This window comes from Gemmatimonadota bacterium (assembly GCA_016714015.1).
GTDB lineage: Bacteria > Gemmatimonadota > Gemmatimonadetes > Gemmatimonadales > Gemmatimonadaceae > Pseudogemmatithrix.
Genome location: JADJNZ010000002.1, coordinates 164616 through 189421 on the forward strand (window position 1 = coordinate 164616; position 24806 = coordinate 189421).

Sequence of the window (24806 nt, forward strand, 5' to 3'; positions counted from 1 at the left end):
CGCGCGCCTCAGCGGACCCCGATCGGGTTGTACACGGCGGGGACGTCACGATAGATCGCGGCGCGCGCGATCATCCATTGCCGTCCCGGGCTCGACAGCCGACCCGCGAGGTGCGGCTGGGCGAGGCAGTCCGCGAGGACCTGGTCGCGGCACACGACCGACACCTCGAGCGAGTCCCCGATCGCGCGCCACGTGAGCGCCGACCGGCCTCCACGCAGGGCTCGGGTGTTCCCCTCCATGTACCGCACGTCTCGGACGCCGGTCCCGTCCTCGCGCAGACGGATGGTGTCACCGAGGATGGTGACGCCGGCACCCTCGAACGGCACGGCGGGCAGCGTCGCGGCCGAGAGCGTGACCAGCGCGTACTCGGCGACGACCGGACTCGCGGCGGTCGCCCCATCGCAGGCGGAGCCGGTCGCGCAGACGCCGAGGAGCGCGAGCGTCGGGAGGAGGCGAGGGGACATGAATGACCGGAAGGGTGCCGACACTGGTCGGTGCGTCAGCGTTCCCCCACCTTACCCCGTACACCGCGTGGCCGTCACCTCCACGGGATCCTCCATGAAGCCGTCGTTCCGCCTCACGCTCGCAACGCTTGCCTGCGCCGCGTTCCCCATCGCCTCACGTGCCCAACAGGCCGCCGCACCCGCGCCCGCCGCCTGGGACCCGCAGGCGATCCTCAAGACCGAGTCGTACGTCCGCCCGCCCGCGGCCATCGAACGGATCGTGCTCGCGCCGCGCACGGACATCTCGTTCGACGCGCCGAGTCCTGACCGGCGATGGTTCCTGCGGACGACCGGCCAGGATCGCGGGACCGTCGCGAAATACGGCGCGCCGCACATCTATCTCGGCGGACTCGCGCTCGACACGCGCGCCAACCGCTCGCGGTCGCTCACGGTGAGCACCCGCACCGGACTCGTGCTCGTCGATCCGCGCTCCGGCGAGAACCGCACCATCCAGGTGCCCGCCGGTGCCACCGTCTCGGCGGAGACCTGGTCGCCGACCGGGACGCAGGTGGCGTTCATCGCGAACTTCGAGACGGCGTCCCACGCGTTCGTCGCCGATGTCGCCACCGGGCGCGCGACGCAGGTCACGCGCACGCCGCTGCTCGCGACGCTCGTGACCGACCTCCGCTTCACTGCAGATGGCAAGCAGTTGCTCGTCGTGCTCATCCCCGAGGCGCGCGCCCCGGAGCCGACGCACGGCCCCGGTGGGGTCGAGGACGGTCCCGCCGTGCGCCTGTCGCAGTCGCGCGCCGTTCCGCAGCCGGTCCACTGGAGCCTGCTCCAGGACGTGCATGACCAGGCGCTCGTGAAGTGGCACACCACCGGCCAGCTCGCGATGATCGACATCGCCAAGCGCACGGTGCGCAAGATCGGCGCGCCGGCGATGATCCGCGACGTGGACGCCTCGAGCGATGCGACGCACTTCCGCGTGACGCGCATGACGGAGCCGTTCTCGTATCTCGTCCCCGTGAGCGCGTTCGGCGGCGTGCAGGAGCTGTGGGACGCATCGGGCAACGTGGTCGCGACGCTGCAGCGCACGCCGTTGCGCGAGGAAGGCCGAGGCGGACCGGGTGGCGCGGGCGGACCGGCCGCGGCCGACACGGGCAAGCGCAACATCCAGTGGAATCCCGTGGGCCCCGGACTCGTGTATCTGCAGTCGGTGTTCGCCACGGCCTCGGCGACCCCGTCGGCCGGCGAAGGGCGCCCCGCCCGGGGCGCCGGACGCGCGCTGGCGACGAGCGTGCGCTACATGCAGTGGCTGCCGCCTTACGGACCGAACGACACGAAGGTGATCCATGAGGGCGGCCCCCAGTTCACCAATCTCGTGTACAGCGCCGACGCGACGTGGATGTTCGTCACCGACAGCGGGATGGTCTCGGCGATCCGCGTGGCCGACCGGTCGCGCAAGCACCCGCTCGGGCGCGGGGTCACGTTGCCCGGCGCGGGTGGCGGGTTCGGCGGCTTCGGCGGTGGTGGCTTCGGCGGCGGAGCGGGTGGCGGCGCGGCAGCGGATACGGTGGGGACCGGCGGCGCACTCGCGACCAAGCGCGGACCGAACGGGCAGACCTTCGTGATCGTGTCGGGCGATGGCCAGCAGGTGTTCGTGAGCGGCCAGCGCACCTACGGCGCGCAGTGGGCGACGCGCGCACCGCGGCCGTGGGTGGACCGGATCGAGATCGCCACGGCCACGCGCACCCGCGTGATCGACGCCCCGGCCGATCTCTTCGAGCGCGTCGTCACGCCGCTCGATGATGATCACCGCGAGGTGATCGTCACGCGGCAGTCGGCCACGACCATCGAGGACGCGTGGCTGCGCGACACGCGCAGCGGCGCCGTGCGTCAGCTCACCCATGCGGTGGACGTCGCGCCGGAGGTGACGCAGGGGATGCGCAAGCGGATCCAGGTCACGCGCCCCCGCGACGGATACAAGCTCTGGGTGGACCTCGTCTTCCCCCGCGGCTGGACGAAGGAGAGCGGCACGCCCGGCGTCATCTGGTTCTATCCGCGCGAGTACGCGACGGAGCAGGCGTACCAGCGCTCGCGCTGGACGACGAACGTCAACCTCTACCCCGCCGTCCCCGCGGCGCGCCCCGCGACGGCGACGGAGCTCTGGGTGGCCGGCGGCTATGTCTTCATCGAGCCCGACATCCCGATCTTCGGCGACTCGGGCCGCATGAACGACAACTACACGCGCGACCTGAAGGAGAACCTCGACGCCGTGCTCGACGCGATCGTCGACTCGGGCTTCGTGCGCCGCGACCGGATGGGCATCGGCGGCCACAGCTACGGCGCGTTCAGCACGGTGAACGCGATGACGCTCGTGCCCTACTTCAAGGCCGGCATCGCGGGCGACGGCATGTACAACCGCTCGCTCACGCCGTTCGGGTTCCAGAGCGAGCGCCGCAACTTCTACGAGGCACAGGATACCTATCTCGACATGTCGCCGTTCTTCCGCGCGGACAAGATCAGCGGGGCCTTGCTCCTCTATCACAACCTCGAGGACCAGAACACCGGCACGGCGCCCATCAGCTCGATCCGCATGTTCAACGCGTTGCAGGGCCTCGGCAAGGAGGCCGCGCTGTACCTCTATCCCTACGAGGACCACAGCGTGATGACCTACGAGAGCGACCTCGACCAGTGGGCGCGCTGGATCGCCTGGTTCGATGTGCACGTGAAGGGCGCCAAGGCGACGTTCACGCCATGAACACCGACCTCCGCTCCTTCATCCGGCGCGGGTGGGTCGGCTTCGCCTGCGTCGGCGTCGTGATGTCCGCGCCCGCCGCTCAGGCGCAGGCCACCGGCTTCACCGGCACCGTGATCGTCACCAACAAGGCACCGAGCACCGCGACGATCGTCGATGCGGCGAGCGGCACCGTGCTCGCCACGCTTCCCACCGGGAACGGCCCGCACGAGATCGTCGCCTCGCGCGACGGCCGCACCGCCGTCGTGACCGACTACGGCACCGGCCCCGCACCGGGCAGCACGCTCACGGTGATCGACATCGCCGCCCTCCGCGTCCGCCGCACGATCCCGCTCGGCGAGTATCAGCGGCCGCACGGGCTCGTGATGCTCCCCGGCGACACCATCGTGGCCGTCACCTCCGAGACCAACCGCGCGGTGATCCTCGTCGACCTCCGCAGCGGCGCGATCGTGCGCGCCGTGCCCACCGGGCAGTCGGGCTCGCACATGGTCGGCGTCGCCGCCGACGGCGTGCGTGCCTGGACCGGTGACATCGGCAGCAACACCGTCACCGAGCTCGACCTCGCGACGGGTCGCATGCTGCGCCACATCGCGGTGCCTGCGCAGCCCGAGGCGATCAACGTCGCTCCCGACGGCAGCGAGGCCTGGGTCGGCAGCAACGCGACCGGCGTCGTCAGCGTCGTCGACGCGCGCACCGGCACGGTCAGCACCGCCGCCGACGGGTTCGGCTGGCCGTACCGTGTGCTCTTCACGCCGGACGCGAAGCTCGTCCTGCTCCCCGACTATCGCGGCGAGGCGCTGCGCTTCGTGGAGCGCGCGTCGCGCCGTGAACTCGGTCGCCTCGCCTTCCCCGGCGCCGGACCGCAGGGCATCACGCTCACGCCCGACGCGCGCTTCGCGCTGCTCTCGCTCAGTGCGACCGGCCGAGTGGCCATCATCGACGTCGCGTCGCGCAGGGTCATCGGCGAGCTCGGTGTCGGCGAGACGCCGGATGGGGTCGCATACTCGCCGCTGGTCGTCACGCGTCGGTGAGCACGAGGGCGCGCTGACGCCCACTTGACAGTTCGGAAGCGCCCGCCTATCGTTCGCGCCGTATCGGGAGTCGCGTCCCATCGTTCGAATCCTCCGGCCAGGTCGCCGGACGGTCGACGTGGACGCGACTCCTTTTTCGTTCCAGGCCTCGCCCGACCACAGCTCCCTCTCGTTCCCAGCATCGGTTCCGTCATGTCACGCTCCGCCATTCGTCCCCAGATCCGCTTCGCACGCCTCGGCGACGCCGCCGGGCTTCGCGCGCGCACGTACGCGTGCGGCAGGAGCCGCACGTCCGTGGCGAAGCCGTTGACGAATGCGATGATCACCGATGACCAGCAGCACCGCGCAGGCGAGGGACGAAGGATGCGACGCGAGTAGCGTCCCTCCTCTCCCGACGGGGGAACCACGACCCCGCCTGCGCTCCCCGAGCCAGGCGGGGTCTTCGTCATCCTGGCACCGCGGGGTCCCATGAGACGGTATCACGAACGGAAGGCACGCGACTCCCGACGTTCGGCGATACCCCCGCGAAGCAGGACTGCCCCCGGGGCGCACCGCGGTGCGCACTCGCCCCGCCCCGGGGGCGCGCAACACCGAATCGCCCCGCTCCAGCCCGCCGTACCTCACGCATCCCGAGCACACGGAAGTTCCCATGCAGATCTTCGGACAGCACGACGAGAAGACCCTCGTCCAGTTCGAGCACGTCCGCGCCAACGCGGTCGACGCTGCCCTCATGGCCGACGGCCACGTCGGCTACGTCATGCCGATCGGCGGCGTCGCCGCGTACCGCGACCAGGTCTCGGTCGTCGGCGTCGGCTTCGACATCGCGTGCGGCAACGCCGCGATCCGCACGGACCTCACGCTCGCCGCGTTCGGCGACGACGCCGCGACGCAGCACGCGACGCTCGCGACCCTCGCGGACGAGATCGCGGCGACGGTCAGCTTCGGCGTGGGACGGAAGAACCGCGCAGATGATGCCCCGACCGACCACGCCCTCTTCGCCGAGGAGACGTGGCTCGCCGTCCCCGACCGCTTCCGCACGGCGCTGCGCGAGAAGGCGCGCGCGCAGCTCGGCACGGTCGGCTCGGGCAACCACTACGTCGACGTCTTCGTCGACGAGGTGGGGGCGATCTGGGTGGGCGTGCATTTCGGTTCGCGCGGTCTCGGCCACACCATCGCCTCGGCGTTCCTCGCGCTGTCGCAGGGTGAGGCGTGGGACGCGCGCGTGAAGGAGCGTGAGGTGCTCCTCGACATCGGCGGCCCCCTCGGCGCGGACTACTGGCAGCTGATGTCGCTCGCCGGCCGGTACGCGTATGCCGGTCGTGAGTGGGTCGCGCGGAAGGTCGTGCGTCTGCTCGGTGGGATCGAGCAGGAGATGGTGCACAATCATCACAACTTCGCGTGGAAGGAATCGCACCACGGCGAGGAGCTCGTGGTCGTGCGGAAGGGCGCCACGCCGGCCTTCCCGGGGCAACTCGGCTTCATCGGCGGTTCGATGGGAGACGACGCCGTGATCGTGCGTGGCGCCGTCGTGCCGGAGGCGGAGGACCCGCGGTCGGCGCTCCAGCGAGACGCGCTCTACTCCACGGTCCACGGTGCCGGTCGGGTGATGTCGCGGACCGCCGCCGCCGGCTCGCGGCGCAAGGGGAAGGGTGGATTCCGCGGCGCCATCTCGCAGGGCATGATGCAGGCCTGGGTACGCGAGCGGGGCGTGATCCTCCGGGGCGGTGGTGTGGACGAGAGTCCGCACGTCTACCGCCGCCTGCCTGACGTGCTGGTCGCGCAGGGAGGCACCATCGAGGTGTTGCACCGACTGCGTCCACTGGTCGTCGTGATGGCCGGCGCGAACGAGTTCGATCCGTACAAGGACTGACGACCGGCCGCGGGCCGGCCGTCAGTCGTCGCGCATCAGCGCGACACCTCGTCGTACGCACTGACCGCGACCCCGCACGCCGGACACTCGGCCGCGACCGTCGCGAACTCGGCCGCGCACCGCGGGCAGTAGCCGAGCGCGGTGGCGTCGATGCGCTCCGGCGCGGACGCGATCCATCGGGCGAGCTCGTCCTCGCCGACGCACGCGGCGAGGACGGGATCCGCCGACACCCGCACATGATCCCACGCGAAGGGGCGCACCCAGCGCGCGAACGTCGCCGCGGGGAGCAGCACGCGCGCGGCGGCCACCGCCGGGACGTGCGCCGCCGCCGCCCGCAGCACGTCATTCGATGCGGCCGCGGCGGAGAACGGCGAGAGTGCGCGCAGCAGGCGAGCCCCCCACCCGTCACCGACCGAGGGACCAAGGCTCCGCATGGCGCCGCGCGCGGCGGCGGCGATCGCCATCGAGATCACGAGGTTCGCGACGAGCGCCGCGATCAATCCGGCGCCACTCCAGTACGCGACGGCGGCCGGAAGCCCCACCACGAAGCCGATGAGTTGCGTCGCCCCGAGCAGCGCGAGCATCCGTCGCGCGCCGTCCGTTCGCGACAGTCGATCCGTGAACTCCGCCGCGGACACGATCGTCGCCGGCGCCCACGGCGCGACGATCCCGCTCGTGAACGGGGCGAGCGGCGCCGTGAGCCGCAGTCCCGCGCGCGTCGCCGGCTGGGCAGCACGCCACGCACCGAACGATGTGCGGCCGAACACCACGCCGCGCGCCGGGACGCGCGCCAGACCGTCCGCCGCGACGAGTGCCCCGAACGTGAGGACGAGCCCGCCGTCGACGAGTCCGAGCGCCACTTAACCCGCCGCCCCCTCCTGCTTGCCACCGAAGAGCTTGCGCACGCCCGCGGTGATCGCGACGCCGGCCGCGACGATCAGCTTCCAGAACTTGCCGAGCAGCCCAGACTTGAGCGCGAGCGCTCCCGCGCCGCCCGCCACCAGCGCCGTCAGGCCGTACGCGGCCACCCGGTCGCCGTCACGCCACTCCGCGTACTTGAGTCCCGAGTTGAACTCGTGCGACGCGACCAACACCCCGAAGTCCGCCATCGAGCCGCTGTAGGACTCCGGCGCGACCACGAGGTCGACCTTCATGACGCCGCCACGGCCGAGCAGGCGCACGGAGTGATTGATCGACTCGCCGCCGTCGGACGCGCGCACCCGCGTCGCCCAAGTGAGGTTGTTCGTCGCCGGATCGTAGTACGGCGTCCGCTCCCACCCGACGAGCTCGAGCTCCGCCCATCCCTTCTCGCGCCGGTACTCGTTGCCCGCCTCGTTCCCCTCGCGGAGCGACTTGAGGATCGCATCCGCATCGAGCGAGCCCTTTTCGTCATCCTTCACATAGCCCACGTCGTCGTACTCGAAGACCGCGAACCACTGCGAGGTGTCGCCGGCCGCGCCGACCACCTCGCAGATGACCATGCCCTGCTCGCTGCCGCTGGTGGGATTCTGCGTGCGCGTGAGGAAGAGGCGGGTGCCGTCATCGTCCGCGAAGCCGCAGCCATCCTTCACCTGCACGTGGGCGAGGACGCCGAGATTCCCCTGTATCGGGCCGGTGAGCCACGGCACCTGCGGGCCCTCCGGCTCGGTGGGCGCCGGGCGTTCCACCTGCGGTCCCTGGCCCGGCTTCGCGCCGGCCTCCTGCGCGGCGCTCGCACCCCACGGGACGAGGACGAGTCCGACGGCGAGCGTCGCGAGCGTCGAGCGGAAGCGGGGCATGGTCCCTCCGGGGACGGGGAACGGCAGGGTGCATCGAGGGTCCGGACGCGCTGAATCTGCGCCCGCGCTCCGGGGCACGCAAACCGATCGGGCGCGCGCCTGCTCGGGTCCGCACCGTCGGATGCGCGGCCATGCGCCGCGGCGGACCCCCGCCGCAACTCCGTACACGATTGTCGGGCTTTCCTCCGATGACTTCACCCGGTCCCGCACCTAGGATGCAGGTGTCCCCGAGCCCGAGCGCGCCATGTCAAACACCACCCGATGGATCCGCGAGGGCCTGATCATCGGCAGCCTCGCCTTCGCCGCGGTCGCGGCCTTCTACCTCGCCTTCGATCTCGTCGCGGCGCGCGGGGCGCTGTACACGGTCAACCAGCTCGGGATCATCCTCCTGCGCGGCCCCGGTGAACTCACCGCCGCGGGCGGGTCGTGGCCGATCGATCCCGCGGGGATCGCCGCCTACAGCGCACTCCACCTCGCGGGTTCGCTGCTGATCGGCGTGGTCGTCTGCCGGCTGGTGCACGAGGCCGAGTTGCGCCCCATGCAGGCGCAGATCGCCCTGCTCTTCATCGTCGCGGGTTTCGCCGGCACCATCGCCCTCATCGGCGCGCTCTCGGAAGGGATCCGCGAGGTGCTGCCCTGGTGGTCGCTCATCGCGGCGAACGCCCTCGCGGTGCTCATCGCGGGGTACGTGATGCTGCAGCGGCACCCGGGGTTCCTCGAGCGGATGACCGAGAATCCGCGGTTCCCCGCCGGCTGACCCGGAACAGTTCGTCCGACGCCTGCAGCATCTTCCCGCGCACCCGCGCGTTCATCGCGGGGTGCGTGCGCAGATGCTCGCGCACGATCGCCCACGCCTCCGGCGACGCATGCCCGCCGAGCGTGGCCGACATCCACCCCAGCGGGAAGAAGATGTCGCCCGTGCGCTGGATCTCCTCGGTGAGGCCGAGGGCCGCGTCGAGGTTCGGCAGGAACTCGTGCGCGCGCAGCGGGTGGTTCATCGCGCCCATCGCGTCGAGAACCCAACTCTCGCGCCGCCGGCGCTCGACCTGTGCGAAGGACCGGAAGAGCGAGTCGCGCCGCGCGACGCTGGCCGAGAGCGCGGGCCGCATGAAGCGCGCGCGCGCCAGCCGGTCCGGGTTCGTGATGCGCCGCTCCTGCTCGTCGAGGATGGCCTCCGCGTTCGCCACCCCGCGCAGCGCGAGCCCCTCGGCGATCGCGATGTACTGCGACTCCGAGACCGGGAAGCCGCGCGGTGCCTGGCGCGTGCGCCAGATGCGCTCGAGTCGCGCGACGCCCTCCTCCGACAGCGTCACGCCGACGATGGCACTGAACAACGCGCCCTTCCGACCCGGCGTCGGAGCCGCGTCCAAAGCGGCCCAGAGCGCGCGTTCCACCGTGGGCGCCTGCGCACGACGCGTCCTGTCGGGGAGGTAGCGCCAGTAGAGGGACCGGATCAGTCCCGTGAGCTGCGAGGCGACGAGTTCATCGCGCTCCGCGGGCAGCGCCGCGAGCACCGCCGCGAGCAGCGGCTCAGGGGCCAGTGCGCCATCGAGCAGCTCCTCATGGAGCGATTGCCAGGCGACCGCGCGGTGCAACGGTGCCGGCAGGAGGACGTCGAGCGCCGCGACGCGCGCGAGGAGGACCCGCTTCGTGTCGTCCGACAACGGGAAGCGCGCGTAGCTCTCGCCGTCCACCGCGGCGAGGATGACCTCCGGCGCGCCGGAAGGCGCGTCGGGCACGTCGATCACCGCGGAGTCCGCGACGAGCTCTCCCCGCACGAGGCGCACCGAGTCGCCCCACGCGACGAGCGTCGTGATCCGCTGCGGCCACCGCAACGCCCGCGCAGGGGCCGGCGCACCGGTCTGATCGATCCGCTGTGCCAGCGTCGACCACTCGTCCCGCTGGCGGAGTCGCAGCGCACCGCCGACCCACTCGGCGTGCACCGTCGGTCGCCCCGGCTCCTCCACCCAGACGCGGCTCCACGCGCGCACATCCACGGGCGTGAGCGAGTCGAGCGCCCCGACGAGATCCGGCCAGGTCGCATTGGCGAAGCGATGCTGCGCGAGATACGTGCGCAGCCCGTCCCGGAAGACCGTGTCGCCCACGAGCGCCTCGAGTTGCCGCATCACCACCGGGGCCTTCTGGTAGATGATCGCCCCGTAGAGCGAACCAGCGTCCGATAGGTTGGCGAGATCCTGCCGGATCGGGTTCGCCCCGGGCGTCCGGTCCACACCGTAGGCCGTCGCGTGATGCGCCTGGAAGAACCGCAGCGCGTGATCCACGTCCGGGAACGCCGGCGCGACGATCTTCGCCGCCATGAAGTTCGCGAAGACCTCCTTCATCCACACGTCGTCGAACCAGCGCATGGTGACCAGGTCCCCGAACCACATGTGCGCGGTCTCGTGCGCGATGAGGCTCGCGCGCCCGAGCTCCTGCGTGCGCGCCGGAGCCTCGTCGAGGAACAGGGCGTCGGCGCGATACCAGACCGCGCCCGGGTGCTCCATCCCGCCGAACTGGAACGCCGGCACCGCGAAGAAGTCGTACTTCGCGAAGGGGTACGGGATCCCGGTGTACGCCTCCAGCCAGGCGAGCGCCGAGGCGTGGAGGTCGAAGATCGCGTCGCGGTTCCGCGTGACGCGCGCCGCGTCGGTCTCTCGATGGTACATCGTGAACGTGCGCCCGCCGCGCACCGCCTGCTCCTGCTGGAGCCGCCCCGCGGCGAACGTGACGAGATAGGTGCTGATCGGCGCCGTCTCGGCGAACGCGACCCGATGACGGCCCGCGCCGGCTGCCGTGCTGTCGCGCGTCACGAGCGGACCGTTGCTCACCGCGCTCCAGGCGGCGGGCAGCTCGAGCGTGATCGTCCACTTCGCCTTCAGGTCCGGCTGCTCGAAGACCGGGATCGCCGTGGACGCACGGTCAGGAACGAAGAGCGCATAGAGGAACTCCTCCTGACGGTTGAGCGCCGCATCGGTGCTGGTGAACGCGACGGAAACGGTGTGCGCGCCGGCCGGCACGCGCGCCGCCGGGATCACCACGTGATCGGGCACGAGCGCCGGCGTGACGGTGTCCCCGTCGACGCGCACGACGCCCACCTGCGATGCCGGGGCCCGGAAGTCGAGCACCACGTCGCCGACGCCGCTCCAGGTGAACGACGCCTCCACCACCCCGCGCACGGCGGAGTCGCGGGCCTCGGGGATCGTGAGGGTCACCGCATAGCGCAGGTCGCGGATGGACTGCGCGCGTGACTCCGCGAGCGAGTGGGCGACCCCGGGCACCGGCGCTCCGTCGTCGGCGCCATCGCGGCAGGCGAGCGCGAGGGAGAGGAGGGCGAACGCGAACGCGCGACGAGCCGGCGAGGAGAAGGAGGACATGCGCGAGAAGCTACGGACCCCGCTCCCGCACGACCAGACGACTCCCGACTGGTGGGTGCGCGTGAGGCGCCATACCTTCGCCGGATGCGATCACGGTACCACCCTGACGATGCCGAGAGCATCGTCACCCTGCTCGGCGCCCGCTGGGGCGAGGATCTCGCGCTCCGCACCTACACCTCGCGCCTCCTCGGCGCCGACCCCTCGCTCGTCCTGCACGGGGGTGGCAACACCTCGGTGAAGACGACCGCACGCGAGATCGACGGCTCCCCCGTCGAGGTGCTCTGCGTGAAGGGCTCCGGCTGGGATCTCGCGACGATCGAACCCCAGGGCTTCGCGGCCTGCCGCCTCGAACCGTTGCGTCGTCTCTGCGCCCTCGAGGCACTCGACGACGACGCGATGGTCGCCGGGTTGCGTTCGCAGATGCTCGACCCGTCGAGCCCGACTCCCTCGGTCGAGGCGCTCCTCCATGCCTTCCTCCCGGGGAAGTTCGTCGACCACACGCACGCCGATGCCGTCTGCGCGCTCCAGGACCAGCCCGATGCGCGCGCGATCGCGCGCGAGGTCTGGGGCGACGCCTTCCTCTTCATCCCCTACGTGATGCCCGGCTTCGCGCTCGCCAAGCGCGTCGTCGAGCTCGGCCGGGACCTGCGCGGCAAGCACGGGCTCATCCTCGAACAGCACGGGATCTTCACGTGGGGCGCGACCGCGCTCGAGAGCTACGAGCGGATGATCGACGGCGTGCGCGCCGCGGCCGAGTGGCGCACCGCGCATCGTCCCGCGGTGGCGGTCGCCCCGGCCCCGCTCCGGCCCGACCGCGACGCGTGGCGTCGGCGGATCGCGCCGCGGCTCCGCGGTGCGCTCGAACGCGCCGGCTCCGGCCGCTTCGTCATGGAGTGGCGCGCCGAGCCCGCGATCCGCGCGTTGCTCGCGCATCCCGCCGGTCGCGAGCTCACCGCGCGCGGCACCGTGACGCCCGACCACGTGATCCGCACCAAGCCGCGCCCGCTCTGGCTCGACCTGCCGACGGACGGCGCGGGCACGATGGACACCGGGAGCCAACCGGATGCGCTCACGTCCTGCATCATCGAGGCGGTGGCCGCGCACGCCGCCGACTACGCCGAGTTCGTGCGGCGCGGCACATCGGCGCGCGCACGCGAGGTGCGACCGCTCGATGCCGCGCCGCGCCTCGTGCTCGTCCCGGGGTGCGGCGCCCTCACGCTCGGGCGCACCTTGGCCGACGCGCGCATCGCGGGTGACATCCTCGCGCGTGCGGCGCAGGTCATGCTCGACGCGGAGGCGGTCGGACGCTACACCCCGGTGGGGGAACTCGACCTCTTCGACGTCGAGTACTGGTCGCTCGAGCAGGCGAAGCTCGCGAAGGGCGGGACGCCGGGGCCGCTCGCCGGTCGCATCGCGCTGGTCACCGGTGCAGCGGCCGGGATCGGTCGCGCGACCGCCGAGCACCTCCTGTCGCTGGGTGCGCATGTCTGCTGCACCGACATCGATGGCGCTGCGGTGGCCGCCACCGCCTCGGGACTCGCGGCGCGCGCGGGCCTGCGCGTGACGAGTGCGAGGCTCGACGTCATGGATGCCGCGTCCGTGCGCAGCGCGATCGACGCCTGCATCGATTCCTTCGGCGGCATCGACCTCCTCGTCTCGAACGCGGGCACCGCGCCGCAGGGGCAGCTGCACACCGCCGAGGGCGAGGCGCGGCTCGCGGCGTCGCTCGACATCAACCTGATGGGCCACGAGCGCGTCTCGCGCGCGGTGACCGACGTGCTGCTCGCGCAGGACATCGGCGGCTGCCTCCTCTACAATGCCTCCAAGAGCGCGGTGAACCCCGGCCCCGACTTCGGCCCGTACGCCGTGGCCAAGGCGGGACTCCTCGCCCTCATGCGGCAGTACGCCGTGGACCTGGGCGTCCACGGCATCCGGAGCAACGCGGTGAACGCCGATCGCATCCGCACCGACCTCTTCGGCGGGGGGGTGCTCGAAGCCCGCGCGAAGGCCCGGGGGCTGTCGCCCGAGGCATATTTCCGCCAGAATCTCCTCGGTCGCGAGACGACGGCCGCCGATGTGGCGGCGGCGTTCGGCTGGCTGGCGCAGGCCGAGGCGACGACGGGTTGTGTCATGACGGTCGATGGCGGCAACGCCGCGGCCTTCCTGCGATGAACGGTCCCTCCCTGCCCACACCGCTCGCGGAGTCCCGAGTGCACCTGATCGACGATACGGACAAGACGATCCTCGAAGAGCTGATGCGCGACGGGCGCGCCACCTGGGCGGCGCTCGGCGAACTCACCGGCCTGTCGCCGGCCGCGCTCGCCCAGCGGGTCCGCAAGCTCGAGCGCGACGGTGTCATCAGTGGGTACGCCGCCATCCTCGATCCCGACGCCGTCGGCGCCGGCCTGCTCGCGTTCGTCTCGGTGCGGTTCTACGACCAGGCCAAGCGCGACCGTTTCCTCGTGCTCATCAAGACCATGCCGTGGGTGCAGGAGTGCCACCACGTCACCGGCGAAATGGAGTACCTGCTCAAGGTGCGCTGCAGCGGCACGCGCGCGCTCGAGCGGCTCATCACCGACGAGCTGATGGGCAAGTGCAAGGTCGCCGAGACGCGGACCAGCATCGTGCTCGCGACCGCGAAGGAGACGACGGCGCTCGCCGTGACGAAGTGAGGGCGCGGCGCTGCGACGGGCGCCGAGGGAGCGCAGCACGATGAGGCGTCACCGCATGGCGGTCGCGTTGGTCTGCGGGGCGCTGATCGCCACGGGTGCCGGTGCGCAGGGTGCCGCGTGCGGTGGGGTGGAGCGATGGAACGTGAAGGTCCTGCGTGATGCCGATGCGGGCGCGGTCGCGACCGACGTCGAACCGACCACCATCAGCGCGCTCGTCGCGCTCCCGCCGCCTCGCGAGTCGAAGCCCGCGAACGGTCGCCTCGCCCTCGAGCGACGCCGCTTCCGCGTGCGCGCGATCCTCCTCGAACAGCGCCCGCAGGACGCGGATTCCGACCTGCATCTCGTGCTCGCCGACCCCGCGGACCGCACGCGCGTGCTGATCGCCGAGCTCCCCGACTCGGCCTGCGCGGTCGGCAGCCGCCACGCGTCCGACTTCGCCGAGGCACGCCGCACGGTGCAGGACCTCGCCGACGGCCTCGAGATCGAGGTCGAGGGCATCGCCTTCTGGGACGACGAGCACGGACAGGTCGGGAACGCGCCGAACGGGATCGAACTGCACCCGGTGGTGCGCGTGACACCGGTCCTCACCAAGAATGACATCCTGCAGGGCGACGTCGGTGCCGTGCCCGCCGACCCGCAGGACGTGCGCGTCTGGCTCAACCGGTCGAGCAAGGTCTACCACTGCCCCGGGACCGCCTACTACGGCAACACCCGGAACGGGGAGTACATGCCCGAGTCGGCCGCGCGGAGACTCGGCGCCCGCCCCGCCGGCGGCCGCGCCTGCCGCTGAGGGTTTCCCTTATATTGCGGGCATGGCGCCCGCTCCCATCTACCTCGATCACGCTGCCACCACCCCGGTCCGTCCGGAGGTGCTGGAAGCCATGACCCCGTACTTCTCGGGCCGGTTCGGCAATGCGTCCTCCACGCATCGCTGGGGCCGCGAGGCGCGCGCTGCGCTCGACGAGGCGCGGGAGCGGGTGGCACGCTGCCTGAACGCGGCGCCGGACGAGGTCTGCTTCACCTCGGGCGGCACCGAAGGCGACAACCTCGCCGTCCTCGGCGGGTGGCGCGTGCTCAAGACGCAGGGCAAGCGCGCCGTGGTCTCCACGCCCATCGAGCACAAGGCCGTGCTGCAGGCGGTGCATCAGGCGCAGAAGGAAGGCGCCGAGGAACGACTGCTCCGCATCGCCGGCGACGGCGCCGTGGACCTCGACGATGCGCGCGCGCAGATCAGCGGACCGCTCGCGCTCACGTCGGTGATGTGGATCAACAACGAGACCGGCGTCATCCAGCCGATCGAGGAACTGGCGCAGCTCACCAAGGCGGCCGGCGGGATCTTCCACTCGGACGCCGTGCAGGCGTTCGGCAAGGTCGCCATCGACGCGAAGGCGATCCCGTTCGACTTCATCTCGGTGAGCGGCCACAAGTTCGGGGCGCCCAAGGGGATCGGCGCGTTCTACATCCGCCGCGGCACCCCGCTCGAGCCGCTCTTCTTCGGTGGCACGCAGGATCGCGGCCGCCGCCCCGGGACGGAGAACGTCGCGTACGCGGTCGGCCTCGCGCGCGCGATGGAACTCGCCAGCGACGAGCGCGAGGCGCACTGGCGGACCCTCGAGCCGCTGCGCGACCGGCTCGAGGCCGCGCTGCTCGCGCGCGTCCCCGATGCGTTGATCCACGGCACGGGGGCCAAGCGCGCCCCGCACATCTGCAACGTCTCCGTCCCCGGCACCGACTCCGAGTCGCTCCTGATGGCGCTCGACCTCCAGGGCGTCGCCGCCTCGGCCGGCTCGGCCTGCCAGAGCGGGAGCATCACGCCGTCGCACGTGCTCTCCGCCATGGGCGTGCGCGCCGACCTCGCGAGCGCCGCCATCCGTCTCTCGCTCGGCGCGCTCACGACGCCCGAGCAGATCGACCGCGTCGCCGAGCTCTTCCCCGCCCTGATCCTCAAGGCGCGCGGCCTCAGCGGAGTCGCGTGACGCGCGAGCGGGTGCTGGTCGCGATGTCGGGCGGCGTCGACTCCTCGGTCGCCGCCGCCCTCCTCGTTCGCGAGGGCTACGACGTCGTCGGCATCACGATGAAGCTGTTCCACGATGGCGGCGAGGTCCCCGACAAGCCCTGTTGCTCGCTCGACAGCGTGAACGACGCGCGGCGCGTGGCCGAGCACCTCGGGATCCCGCACTACGTGCTCAACCTCCAGGACCGCTTCGGCCGCGACGTGGTCGCCGACTTCGTCGCCGAGTACGCGGCGGGCCGGACGCCGATCCCCTGCGTGCGCTGCAACACCTTCACGAAGTTCCGCGACCTCCTCGAGAAGGCCGACGCGATCGACGCGCGGTGGATCGCGACGGGTCACTACGCCCGCATCCATGACGGGCGCCTGCAGCGCGGCCTCGACGACGCGAAGGACCAGACCTACTTCCTCTGGGGCATCGAGCGCGCGGTGCTGGCGCGGATGAAGCTCCCGGTGGGCCACATGACCAAGGACGAGACGCGGCAGGCCGCGCGCGACCTCGGGCTCCTCACCGCCGAGAAGCCGGAGAGCCAGGAGATCTGCTTCGTCCCCGACGGCGACTACGTGAAGGTGCTCGAGCGCGAACTCCCCGCCGACGCCCCCGCGCTCGCGGCCGGCCCGATCGTCACGCTCGACGGCACCGTGGTGGGCACGCATGACGGGTTCGCGCGCTACACCGTGGGGCAGCGCCGCGGACTGCCCGGCGGATCCGCCGAGCCGATGTTCGTGGTCGCGCTGCGACCGGAGGATCGCGCCGTGGTGATCGGTCCGCGCGAGGCGTTGCTCGGTCGCGGCCTCGTCGCGCGCGAGGTGAACTGGCTGGTGTCCACGCCCCCCGCGCCCGGCGACGCGATCGCGGTGCGGATCCGTCACCGCGCGCCGACCGTCCCCGGCCATGTGGTGCACCGTGACGGCGAGGCGATCGAAGTCGCGCTCGATGCGCCGGTGCATGCGATCTCCCCCGGGCAGTCGGTCGTGTTCTACTCGGGCGATGTCGTGCTCGGCGGCGGGGTGATCGCCGCGAGTCGGCGCGTGCTGCCGGTGCGCGCGGCGTAGCAGACGCCCGCTCGAGGCGCTCCGGAGCATCGGATGGGCGCCATGCATAGGAGTGACCCGATGTTTTGGCGGACTCCTGGCGCCGTCGAGTGACGGGAACCGCGGCGCAGGTCGCGGGGCGCAACTCGAAACGGAACTTTCCGAAGCGTTTCGGACGCTGAGGTCGCTCACATAGGAGTTCTCCGAACTGTCATCTCTGTTTTTGGGGCTCGTCATCGGCTGCAATCGGCCGTGATGTCGATTTCGACACATTACATCGGAACACTCCGAAGCGTACGGCAGCCGACAGAGCGTGCATGAGCCGTTCTTCTCCGCGAACGGCGGAGTCAATCGGATTACATAGGGCTAATCCGAAGTGAATGAGGTCTGATCCGAAGTGAATGAGGTCTCATTCGAGGTGAATGAGGAATACGATCTGCTTGGCGCACGTCGAATCGACGTTCATCGACGCTGAACCCTGGAGGAACCGAGATCGAAGCGATTCGCATCGGTGTCATCCTATGTATTCGCCTCGGAGTTCCCCGTCGCGCTCCGCCGATCGGTGGGGCAGCGATGCGGGGATCGCAATGCGTCGGATACATCCGAAGTTTTTTTCGATTCGGAAACAGGTTGCGTCGGCTTGCTCCTATGTGTCCGGTGCTGAAGATCACCGTCCCGGCGGGCGAATGCGGCGTCACGGGTGTGAATGGCGCGTTCCTTCGGAGCAAACCGATCTATTCGATCGTGCGGACGCCGACGCCGCCGCGGGGATTGGGCGACGCACCCTGGGATTGACGAATGCTTCGGACAAGTCCAATGTCTCCGCGCGCGCGTTGGAGCTCACCCGACCATTTCCGGAGCCGATCGTGCAACTCATCCCAGGATTGAAGGCGTTGGCGAGCCCTACCCGACTCAAGGTGCTCGAGCTGCTCAGGGACCCCGCCGCCTTCGACGGACCGCGCGATGCGGCAGGCCAACCGCTCGGTGTCACCGCCAAGGCGCTCCTCAAGCATTTCCGGATCGCCCAGCCGTCGTTCAACGAGCAGATGGACGTGCTCATCGGCATCGGGCTCGTCGAGGCGACGAAGGTCGGGCGCTGGACGGTGTACAAGCGCGACGAGGAGCGGATCCGCCAACTGAAGCAGACGATCATCGATCAGCTGTTGCCGCCGGGCTGAGCTCGAGGCATCGCGCGGAGCCCAGCGGTGCACTTCACGCTTGGCCTCAGATGGCGCCCGTCGTTCCGCTACGGTGCCGGGAATGCGACGAGAGATTCTCGGATCCACGTCGTGAACTCGTCCAGACTCATTGTCCCCGCCGCAACGCCGAGGATGACTCGTTCGGCGTCATCAATCCCGGCCGACAACTCGAAGCCGTTCAGCACCAGAGAGACTTCAACCGCCGCGTGGCCGATGCGCTTGTTGCCATCGACGAACGGGTGATTGAGGATGAGTGAGAAGCCAAGGGCGGACGCCTTCTCGGCGAGCGAGGGATAGAGATCCTCGTCGGCGAACGTCGCACGTGGCTGCGCGAGCGCGGACTCCAGCGCGCCGAGATCGCGAATGGCCGACGCACCCCCGCCGGCGACCAACACGCGGCTGTAGAGGTCGAGGACTTCAGCGAGCGAAAGGAACCGGGTCGCCACGCGGACGGGCGCCCGCTACTCGAGCTTGCGGTAGAGTTCGGCGTTCTTCTCGACAACATGGCGGGCCGCAGTCTCATAGGCGGCCTCGCGACGGTCGAGCAGGTCACGCAACGCGGCAGCCGCCAGCGCGTCCACGGGCACGTTCAGCCGCTGGGCGATGGCGCTGAGCTGGCCCTGCTGGGCCTCGGTGAGCTCGAAGGAGAGACGCATATCAGGACTCTAGGGGGCGAGCGGTGGTAGAGCCATCCCGGGCTCGCGTCCACATAACGGCAACTTCTGCTGCGAGCGGTCACATCATCGCGGGCGCAGCGAGCGTCCGCAAGCCGCTCGTCAGCAGCAAGCACCGTTAGGCCGCGACATGCGCTGGAATGGCACCGCACGCGACATTCGGGTGACGGCGTCCGCGCATCGCGGACATGTGCTCGGTGCTCCTGTACCTCGACTATCTCGGATCGGGCGCACGGTTGAGGCCAGCACGTCAGGGAGCCCGCCACACCACTGATTCCTCGGGTGACTCCCGTCACCGGTGTCGCGACCGGCTTGTCCTTCAGGGAATGCGAGGCGATGCAGGCGGAGGCGCACCGCGCCCTCCGGCTCGCGGCCGTTCCGGACTGCTCGCCATCCCCTCTCCATCCGGATCGGCGGCGCCTTCCCACTCACCAGTCGCCTTGTGGAAGCGAATCGCGTGCACGCGACCGAACTGTCCGGGCTGCGGCTGAGGACGCGTGCGGATTCCCATGCTGTCGATCGCCGCGGCCTGTGCCCGCGTCCAACCGGGGCCGGGTTCGGTCTCAATGGACAACCCGGCAAAGACTGAGGTCGAATCGAGTTCCGGGTGTACGCGGGGCGCGGCCAAGGCCAGTGGAAGGGGAAGGTTGTCGTCCACCACCCTGCTGACCGCCTGCACCACGGCGGAGATGATCCTGATGCCGCCGGCGGCCCCGAGGACCAGGACTGGCGCGCCATCCTTCGTGACGATCAGCGGCGCGATTCCCGACCGGGCCCGCACGCCTGGCCCCTGTCCGCCCCCGAGGTAGCCTCCCATGGTGGCCGCGTAGAGGAACCCGAGTCCCGGCGTGGCGACCGCCGAGCCGAACGTTGGTCCCAGCGTCTGCGTGAGGGACACGACCATGCCACTGGAATCGGCGACCGACAGGTGTGTGGTATGCCCCTCCGTGTCGGGGATGCCACCATTCGCGCCGACCGCCACCAGCCGCACCTTCGCGGCCTGCGTTATGGCCCACGCCTTGGATGTCGCGCGGCTCGCGGTACTGTCCGCGCCGAGCCGGACCAGGTCCGGGATCGCCAGTCCGATGGCCTGCCCGACAATGGCGGCCCACTGGGTCTCCGAATACCGGGCCCGATCGAACCGTTCCATGATCTGCAGCGCCTGGATCACGATGGAGCCTGACGCGGGGACGTCGAGCCCGACGAGGTCGAAGCCGCGATAGGTGCCCCGGACGACGCGCGAGTCCTCGGCGCGATAGTCGGCGAGAGACTGCAGCGTCACATAGCCGGCGTTGGCGGCCATGTCGGCGGCGATGGTCCGGGCAATGTCACCGCGGTAGAAGGCGTCATGGCCGCCGGAGGCGATCGTGCGCAGGGTCCTGGCCAGGTCGGGCTGGCGGAGCAAGTCCCCGGCCCTCGGAGGAGTGCCGTCCGGTTTCAGGTAGGCGGCGCGCGCACCGGCGGACACGGCGAATGCGGCAACCGATCCGGCGTGCATGCGTGACTGGATGGGGAGCAGCCGGAATCCGTTCTCCGCGTAGTCGATCGCCGACGCCATGACCTCTTCGAGTGTGAGCGAGCCGTGCTCCTTGTGGAGTCTGATCAGTCCCGCCACGGCTCCCGGAACCCCGACCGTCGCGTATCCCGATGACGCGCGCGGTGCCGTCAGCGTGTCGTAGCCCTGTGGCACCTGAGTGGTCCCATCGATACCGAAGACCTTGCCATCGGCATGCCGCACGAGGATCTGGTTGCGACCACCGATGCCGTTCATCGCCGGTTCGACCACGGCAATCGCAAAGGCCGCGGCGACGGCAGCGTCCGCCGCGTTGCCGCCACGCTCGAGGATCCTCTGCCCCGCCAAGGTGGCCAGCGGGTGGGCGGAGACGATCATGCCGCTACTGGATCGAGCGACCTGCTCCCTCCCCTGTCCCAGCGCCGTGACGGGCGTGCCGTTGGCACACGCGATGCCAAGGACGATGAGGGCACCGACACGGCTCGAGCGGAACGTCATTGGGTGCCTCGGCTCCAGAATGGACGGCAGACATCGGGTGGCAGTCAATGGTACGCGTCGACCGCCACGCCGTGCAAGGAACTCCAGTTGCTGTTCCCCCAAGCGTTCGCGATCTCGGCCGAGTCTCGAACCCCATCGCGATGCGTGGGGCGCCGCATGACGTGTGCTTCTGCTACGAGCGCTCCCATAAAATGCGGTTGGGAGACCGCGGCAGTCCTTCACCTAAAGTGAAGCCGTGGCCCCCCAACCGCTACCGCACCTGCGCTCGTCGGCAGCAAGCTGCGTTATGCGACTTGCAGGGGATGAATGTGCGCGATCTCGCGCTTGAGCCCGCGGGCCGCGTCCCAGAGGTCGACGTTACGCTGGAGATTGAGCCAGAACTCCGGTGACGTGCCGAAGAGCTTGCCAAGCCGCAGCGCCATCTCGGGGCTGACCGCGCGCCGCTCGCGGAGCAGCTCGTTGACGGACTGCCGCGAAACGCCGAGGGCCTCGGCGAGCGCCGTGACCGAAAGCTCGTACTCCGGGAGGAAGTCCTCGCGGAGGATCTCGCCGGGATGAATCGGGCGCCGCTCGAGCGGCTTGGTGTTGGGAATGCTCATGAGAAGCTCCAGCTAGTGGTAATCGCACAACTCAACGTCGAACGCGTCGCCGTCATTGAAGCGGAAGCAGATGCGCCATTGGTCGTTCACGGAAATGGCGTGCTGTCCAGCTCGGTCGCCTTTGAGCGCGTGCAAGCGATTGCCGGGCGGCACCTTGAGATCGGCGACCTGGGTGGCGGCGTCCACGGCTTCGACCTTGCGCAAGGCGCGGCGGGCGACGTCGGCGGGGACGCGCTTCGCCTTCCCCGTGCGGAACAGCTCCTCGGTCTGCCGGTCAGCGAAGGTCTTGATCACGCTGGAATGTAACGCGTAACGTGACACGCGTCAATGCCGGCGGTGTTCGCATAACGTCAAGTCGTGCTGCGGGCACTCCATAAAAGGCGGCGGCGGAGCCGCCGCTTCCCTAGTGTGACCGTCAGCACCAACTGCCGTTATGCGCTGCGGGGGCGGGACCTGCGGCGCGGCAGGCTCGGCGACTCGCGAAGCAACTTGCGCAGCGCCGTGTTCACCGCACGCGCTGTTGGAAAGGCTTCGGCCACGTCGGGTTCGAGCACGACGATGTTCGAGCCCTGCGCATACCGTTTCGCGTACTTCCCACGCACACCGCCGCTGAAGTCGTATTCCGCGCGCATAGTGCTGACCTCCCGTACTCGGCTAGGTGTCTTCTTCATAGGTGCGCCGCTCGCGGCGGCTGGCTAGGCGAGCGCTGATGAGCCGGATGTCCGACTCACTACGCTCGGCATGAATCACGACAACAAGGCGTTGCTGGGTGGAACACCCAATCAGCAGAAACCTGGTCTCGTCGGTGGAGTGCTCCGGGTCAGGTATGGTGATCGAGAGGGGATCCGCGAACGCGGTGCTGGCCTCCACGAACGATACGCCGTGCTTCTTGACGTTCGCGGAGGCCTTCCGCGGATCCCAACTGAATCGCATTCCCATCCCAGAAACTTACCGCACCACGACCTCAGTTGCACGCGCATAACGTGTGCTTCTGCTGCAGACACTCCATAAAATGCGCCCGCGAAGCGGGCGCTACAATAGCGTGGCTGTCAGCCAGCAAGCTTCGTTATGCCGGCCCTGTCCTACGCGCTATTCGCCAGGCATTGGAGTGGCGACAAGCACCGCAGTCACCACCAGCACGAGCACTCCCGCCGCGAGTTCCACGAGTGAAGACCGTCGCAGCGCCGCGCTACCATTTGACTGGCCGAGCGACGGAAGCACACGCCGCCAGTTGTACGCGCCAGTCCCAGCGACGATCGCAAGTAGGGCAAGCTTCAGCGCAAGCGTGCGCCCGTACACGCTCTGCCAGAGCGAAGCCACACCACCAAGGTTGCCCCAGGCAGTCGCGAGACCCGTAAGCGCGAGCAGTGTTGAATCGCCCCGGGATTGCCGGAGGCTCCATACCCTGAGAGGTTGGAGCTATGCCCAGACCGTCATCATTTTCGCCTGAAGTCCGCGAACGCGCCATCCGGATGGTGCAGGAGCAGACGCCCGCCCACGGGTCGCAGTGGGCCGCGGTGCGCTCCGTCGCAGAGAAGCTCGGCTGCCATCCGGAGACGCTCCGGAACTGGATGCGCCGCCACGAGCGCGACACCGGCCAGCGCCCTGGTGTGACGACCGCCGAAGAGTCGCGCCTGAAGGAACTCGAGCGCGAGAACAAGGAGCTGCGGCGCGCGAACGAGATCCTCAAGAAGGCGGCCGCGTTTTTCGCAGTGGCGGAGCTCGACCGCCGACCGAACTGATGGTGCGCTTCATCGACGCGCATCGCGAGGACTACGGAGTCGAGCCGATCTGCGCGGTGCTGCCGATCGCTCCGTCGACCTACTACGAGACGAAGGCGCGCGAACGCGATGTGACGCGCCGCTCGGCACGGACGCAGCGCGACGCGACGCTGATGCCGGCCATTCAGCGCGTGTGGGAGGCGACCCGGCGACGCTATGGCGCCAAGAAGGTGTGGAAGGAGCTCCTGCGCGAGGGCATGCGCGTGGCGCGCTGCACGATCGCGCGGCTCTTCAAGGTGATGGGGCTGCGCGGCGTGCTGCGCGGTCGGCGCCGGCGCTGGGCGGTCCTCGCAGAAGCCCAGGCGCATCGTCCGCAGGATCTCGTGCAACGCAACTTCACGGCGACGCGGCCGAACCAACTCTGGGTCTCGGACTTCACGTACGTCGCGACGTGGCGCGGCTTCGTGTACGTCGCCTTCGTGATCGACGCCTTCTCGCGGCGTATCGTCGGCTGGCGGGCGACGACCACGCTGCGCACGGATCTCGCGCTCGACGCGCTGGAGCAGGCGCTCTACGATCGCGAGCTCGACGGCCCGCTGGTGCATCACAGCGATCGCGGCGTGCAGTACCTGGCGATCCGCTACACCGATCGACTCGTGGAGGCCGGCATCGACTCGAGCGTCGGCAGCCGCGGCGATGCCTACGACAACGCGCTCGCCGAAACGATCAACGGGCTCTACAAGACCGAGGTGATCCACCATCTCGGGCCATGGAAGGGACTGGAGGACGTCGAGTACGCGACGCTCGAATGGGTCGCGTGGTACAACTCCCAGCGCCTGATGGAACCGATCGGTTACCTCCCGCCGGCGGAGTACGAGGAGCAGTATCACCGGGTCCAGGCCGACCACTCGGCCCTGGCACTCAACTAACTGAGCCTCCGGAGAACCCGGGGCGATTCAGTGTCGCAAAAACGAGAGCCGTAGGACTGAACGCGCGCAGGAGCCCGGCGATTCGCGCATCCGCCCCCGCTGCGCCAACACCGTTCACGCGACCGGCCGCGGGGACCGCAACGAACGTTAGAAGCGCGAGGCTTCCGAGCCAGCCGCCGGCGCCCACCACGTGCACGAACTGCATTGCAATGGAGAGCATCGGTTGTGCCGCCGCCGCTGGATGACCAGACCACGGTTGCGTCACGGTGAACGCGAGTACTGCGCCAACGAGTGTCGCCCACCCTGCCGTGGTATTCCTTCGTAGCCGCGGTGCGACCCAAGTCACCGTCACCGCGCTGGCGAGCGCCACCAACCACGTTCGTCCCCACCCGGCGCGGAACACGAGTGCCGAGAGCGATTCACCGGAGGGAGCAACATCGATACCGAACACAGCGGCGTGCTGCGCGCCGAGTCTCGCAAACGTGGCGAGCACCGCCAGCAATCCAAGTACGTCGATCCATCGCGGAAGCGTGGAGTTGACCGCATCTCGCAACTCGCCAGCATCTGGCCCTTTGTAGCGGCGCATCACCACGCACCGCAACGCGAGCGCGCCCAGTAGCAGCACCGTGCAGCCGGACAGAACCGCCCGGATCGCTACGAAGGCCGCAGACTCGACTCCGAAAACGCTCTCCATGATT

At 69.9% G+C, this 24806-nt stretch carries 25 protein-coding genes and 1 other annotated feature; of the genes, 12 read left to right on the forward strand and 13 right to left on the reverse strand.

Annotated elements, in window-relative coordinates:
- Positions 1 to 8: 8 nt before the first annotated feature.
- A complete protein-coding gene (locus IPJ78_07050) occupies positions 9 to 464 on the reverse strand; it encodes a hypothetical protein (GenBank protein ID MBK7906304.1) in 456 nt (151 codons plus the stop codon).
- Positions 465 to 558: 94 nt separating this feature from the next.
- On the opposite strand from IPJ78_07050, the gene IPJ78_07055 reads away from it, so the two are divergent.
- The 3 genes from IPJ78_07055 to IPJ78_07065 all read left to right on the forward strand — a co-directional run bounded on the left by IPJ78_07055 (position 559) and on the right by IPJ78_07065 (position 6105).
- Complete coding sequence (locus tag IPJ78_07055; protein ID MBK7906305.1) at positions 559 to 3207, forward strand: prolyl oligopeptidase family serine peptidase; 2649 nt, start codon at positions 559 to 561, stop codon at positions 3205 to 3207.
- Positions 3204 to 4235, forward strand: a complete 1032-nt coding sequence (locus IPJ78_07060; GenBank protein ID MBK7906306.1) for a hypothetical protein — start codon at positions 3204 to 3206, stop codon at positions 4233 to 4235. Before IPJ78_07055 ends, IPJ78_07060 begins: the two co-directional genes overlap by 4 nt.
- Positions 4236 to 4884: 649 nt before the next feature.
- The gene (locus tag IPJ78_07065; GenBank protein ID MBK7906307.1) at positions 4885 to 6105 is read left to right on the forward strand and encodes an RtcB family protein; all 1221 of its coding nucleotides are present in this window, start codon (positions 4885 to 4887) and stop codon (positions 6103 to 6105) included.
- 35 nt (positions 6106 to 6140) lie between these two features.
- Here IPJ78_07065 and IPJ78_07070 read toward each other — a convergent pair whose 3' ends face one another.
- Both IPJ78_07070 and IPJ78_07075 read right to left on the reverse strand, forming a co-directional pair.
- Positions 6141 to 6965 carry a hypothetical protein gene (locus IPJ78_07070; GenBank protein ID MBK7906308.1) on the reverse strand — a complete coding sequence of 275 codons (825 nt, stop codon included), beginning with the start codon at positions 6963 to 6965 and terminating at the stop codon, positions 6141 to 6143.
- Positions 6966 to 7883, reverse strand: a complete 918-nt coding sequence (locus tag IPJ78_07075) for a DUF2167 domain-containing protein (protein MBK7906309.1) — start codon at positions 7881 to 7883, stop codon at positions 6966 to 6968. It lies immediately after the preceding gene.
- Positions 7884 to 8127: 244 nt separating this feature from the next.
- Here IPJ78_07075 and IPJ78_07080 point away from each other — a divergent pair, with 244 nt between their 5' ends.
- Positions 8128 to 8640 carry a hypothetical protein gene (locus tag IPJ78_07080; protein ID MBK7906310.1) on the forward strand — a complete coding sequence of 171 codons (513 nt, stop codon included), beginning with the start codon at positions 8128 to 8130 and terminating at the stop codon, positions 8638 to 8640.
- On the opposite strand, the gene IPJ78_07085 is transcribed toward IPJ78_07080, so the two are convergent.
- Entirely contained in the window at positions 8558 to 11257 is a 2700-nt protein-coding gene (locus IPJ78_07085; protein MBK7906311.1) for a hypothetical protein, read from the reverse strand. The genes IPJ78_07080 and IPJ78_07085 overlap by 83 nt on opposite strands.
- Positions 11258 to 11341: 84 nt before the next feature.
- On the opposite strand from IPJ78_07085, the gene IPJ78_07090 reads away from it, so the two are divergent.
- From IPJ78_07090 to IPJ78_07120, 7 genes are all read left to right on the forward strand, one after another.
- Entirely contained in the window at positions 11342 to 13429 is a 2088-nt protein-coding gene (locus tag IPJ78_07090; protein ID MBK7906312.1) for a bifunctional aldolase/short-chain dehydrogenase, read from the forward strand.
- Positions 13426 to 13929: an Lrp/AsnC family transcriptional regulator gene (locus tag IPJ78_07095; GenBank protein MBK7906313.1), complete on the forward strand. Its 504-nt coding sequence runs from the start codon at positions 13426 to 13428 to the stop codon at positions 13927 to 13929. Before IPJ78_07090 ends, IPJ78_07095 begins: the two co-directional genes overlap by 4 nt.
- A gap of 40 nt (positions 13930 to 13969) precedes the next feature.
- Positions 13970 to 14719, forward strand: coding sequence for a hypothetical protein (locus IPJ78_07100; GenBank protein MBK7906314.1), 750 nt, complete (start codon positions 13970 to 13972; stop codon positions 14717 to 14719).
- A gap of 22 nt (positions 14720 to 14741) precedes the next feature.
- Complete coding sequence (locus IPJ78_07105; GenBank protein ID MBK7906315.1) at positions 14742 to 15905, forward strand: cysteine desulfurase; 1164 nt, start codon at positions 14742 to 14744, stop codon at positions 15903 to 15905.
- Positions 15902 to 16996 (forward strand): tRNA 2-thiouridine(34) synthase MnmA, encoded by a 1095-nt coding sequence (gene mnmA, locus IPJ78_07110; protein ID MBK7906316.1) that lies wholly within the window; start codon positions 15902 to 15904, stop codon positions 16994 to 16996. Before IPJ78_07105 ends, mnmA begins: the two co-directional genes overlap by 4 nt.
- Before the next feature lie 636 nt (positions 16997 to 17632).
- The gene (locus IPJ78_07115; protein MBK7906317.1) at positions 17633 to 17770 is read left to right on the forward strand and encodes a hypothetical protein; all 138 of its coding nucleotides are present in this window, start codon (positions 17633 to 17635) and stop codon (positions 17768 to 17770) included.
- 71 nt (positions 17771 to 17841) lie between these two features.
- Entirely contained in the window at positions 17842 to 18153 is a 312-nt protein-coding gene (locus IPJ78_07120) for a winged helix-turn-helix transcriptional regulator (protein MBK7906318.1), read from the forward strand.
- Positions 18154 to 18221: 68 nt separating this feature from the next.
- Here IPJ78_07120 and IPJ78_07125 read toward each other — a convergent pair whose 3' ends face one another.
- From IPJ78_07125 to IPJ78_07160, 8 genes are all read right to left on the reverse strand, one after another.
- Positions 18222 to 18620 (reverse strand): type II toxin-antitoxin system death-on-curing family toxin, encoded by a 399-nt coding sequence (locus tag IPJ78_07125; protein ID MBK7906319.1) that lies wholly within the window; start codon positions 18618 to 18620, stop codon positions 18222 to 18224.
- Between the two features lie 15 nt (positions 18621 to 18635).
- On the reverse strand, positions 18636 to 18830 hold the full coding sequence (locus tag IPJ78_07130; protein MBK7906320.1) for a hypothetical protein: 195 nt from the start codon (positions 18828 to 18830) through the stop codon (positions 18636 to 18638).
- 337 nt (positions 18831 to 19167) lie between these two features.
- Positions 19168 to 20859, reverse strand: coding sequence for a gamma-glutamyltransferase (locus tag IPJ78_07135; protein ID MBK7906321.1), 1692 nt, complete (start codon positions 20857 to 20859; stop codon positions 19168 to 19170).
- Between the two features lie 284 nt (positions 20860 to 21143).
- A complete protein-coding gene (locus tag IPJ78_07140) occupies positions 21144 to 21458 on the reverse strand; it encodes a HigA family addiction module antidote protein (protein ID MBK7906322.1) in 315 nt (104 codons plus the stop codon).
- Between the two features lie 12 nt (positions 21459 to 21470).
- Positions 21471 to 21752: a type II toxin-antitoxin system RelE/ParE family toxin gene (locus IPJ78_07145; GenBank protein MBK7906323.1), complete on the reverse strand. Its 282-nt coding sequence runs from the start codon at positions 21750 to 21752 to the stop codon at positions 21471 to 21473.
- A gap of 137 nt (positions 21753 to 21889) precedes the next feature.
- On the reverse strand, positions 21890 to 22090 hold the full coding sequence (locus tag IPJ78_07150) for a hypothetical protein (protein ID MBK7906324.1): 201 nt from the start codon (positions 22088 to 22090) through the stop codon (positions 21890 to 21892).
- Between the two features lie 22 nt (positions 22091 to 22112).
- Positions 22113 to 22391: a BrnT family toxin gene (locus IPJ78_07155; GenBank protein MBK7906325.1), complete on the reverse strand. Its 279-nt coding sequence runs from the start codon at positions 22389 to 22391 to the stop codon at positions 22113 to 22115.
- A 156-nt stretch (positions 22392 to 22547) separates the two neighbouring features.
- A complete protein-coding gene (locus IPJ78_07160; GenBank protein MBK7906326.1) occupies positions 22548 to 22826 on the reverse strand; it encodes a CopD family protein in 279 nt (92 codons plus the stop codon).
- A gap of 53 nt (positions 22827 to 22879) precedes the next feature.
- On the opposite strand from IPJ78_07160, the gene IPJ78_07165 reads away from it, so the two are divergent.
- Positions 22880 to 24108 (forward strand): IS3 family transposase gene (locus tag IPJ78_07165; GenBank protein ID MBK7906327.1). Its coding sequence is split into 2 segments (ribosomal slippage): positions 22880 to 23171 and positions 23171 to 24108, totalling 1230 coding nucleotides; the frame shifts between segments, so codons are not numbered across the junction.
- Positions 23158 to 23274, forward strand: a sequence feature (AL1L pseudoknot). (Overlaps the previous gene by 117 nt.)
- On the opposite strand, the gene IPJ78_07170 is transcribed toward IPJ78_07165, so the two are convergent.
- Positions 24101 to 24802 carry a hypothetical protein gene (locus IPJ78_07170; GenBank protein MBK7906328.1) on the reverse strand — a complete coding sequence of 234 codons (702 nt, stop codon included), beginning with the start codon at positions 24800 to 24802 and terminating at the stop codon, positions 24101 to 24103. The genes IPJ78_07165 and IPJ78_07170 overlap by 8 nt on opposite strands.
- Between the last annotated feature and the right edge of the window lie 4 nt (positions 24803 to 24806).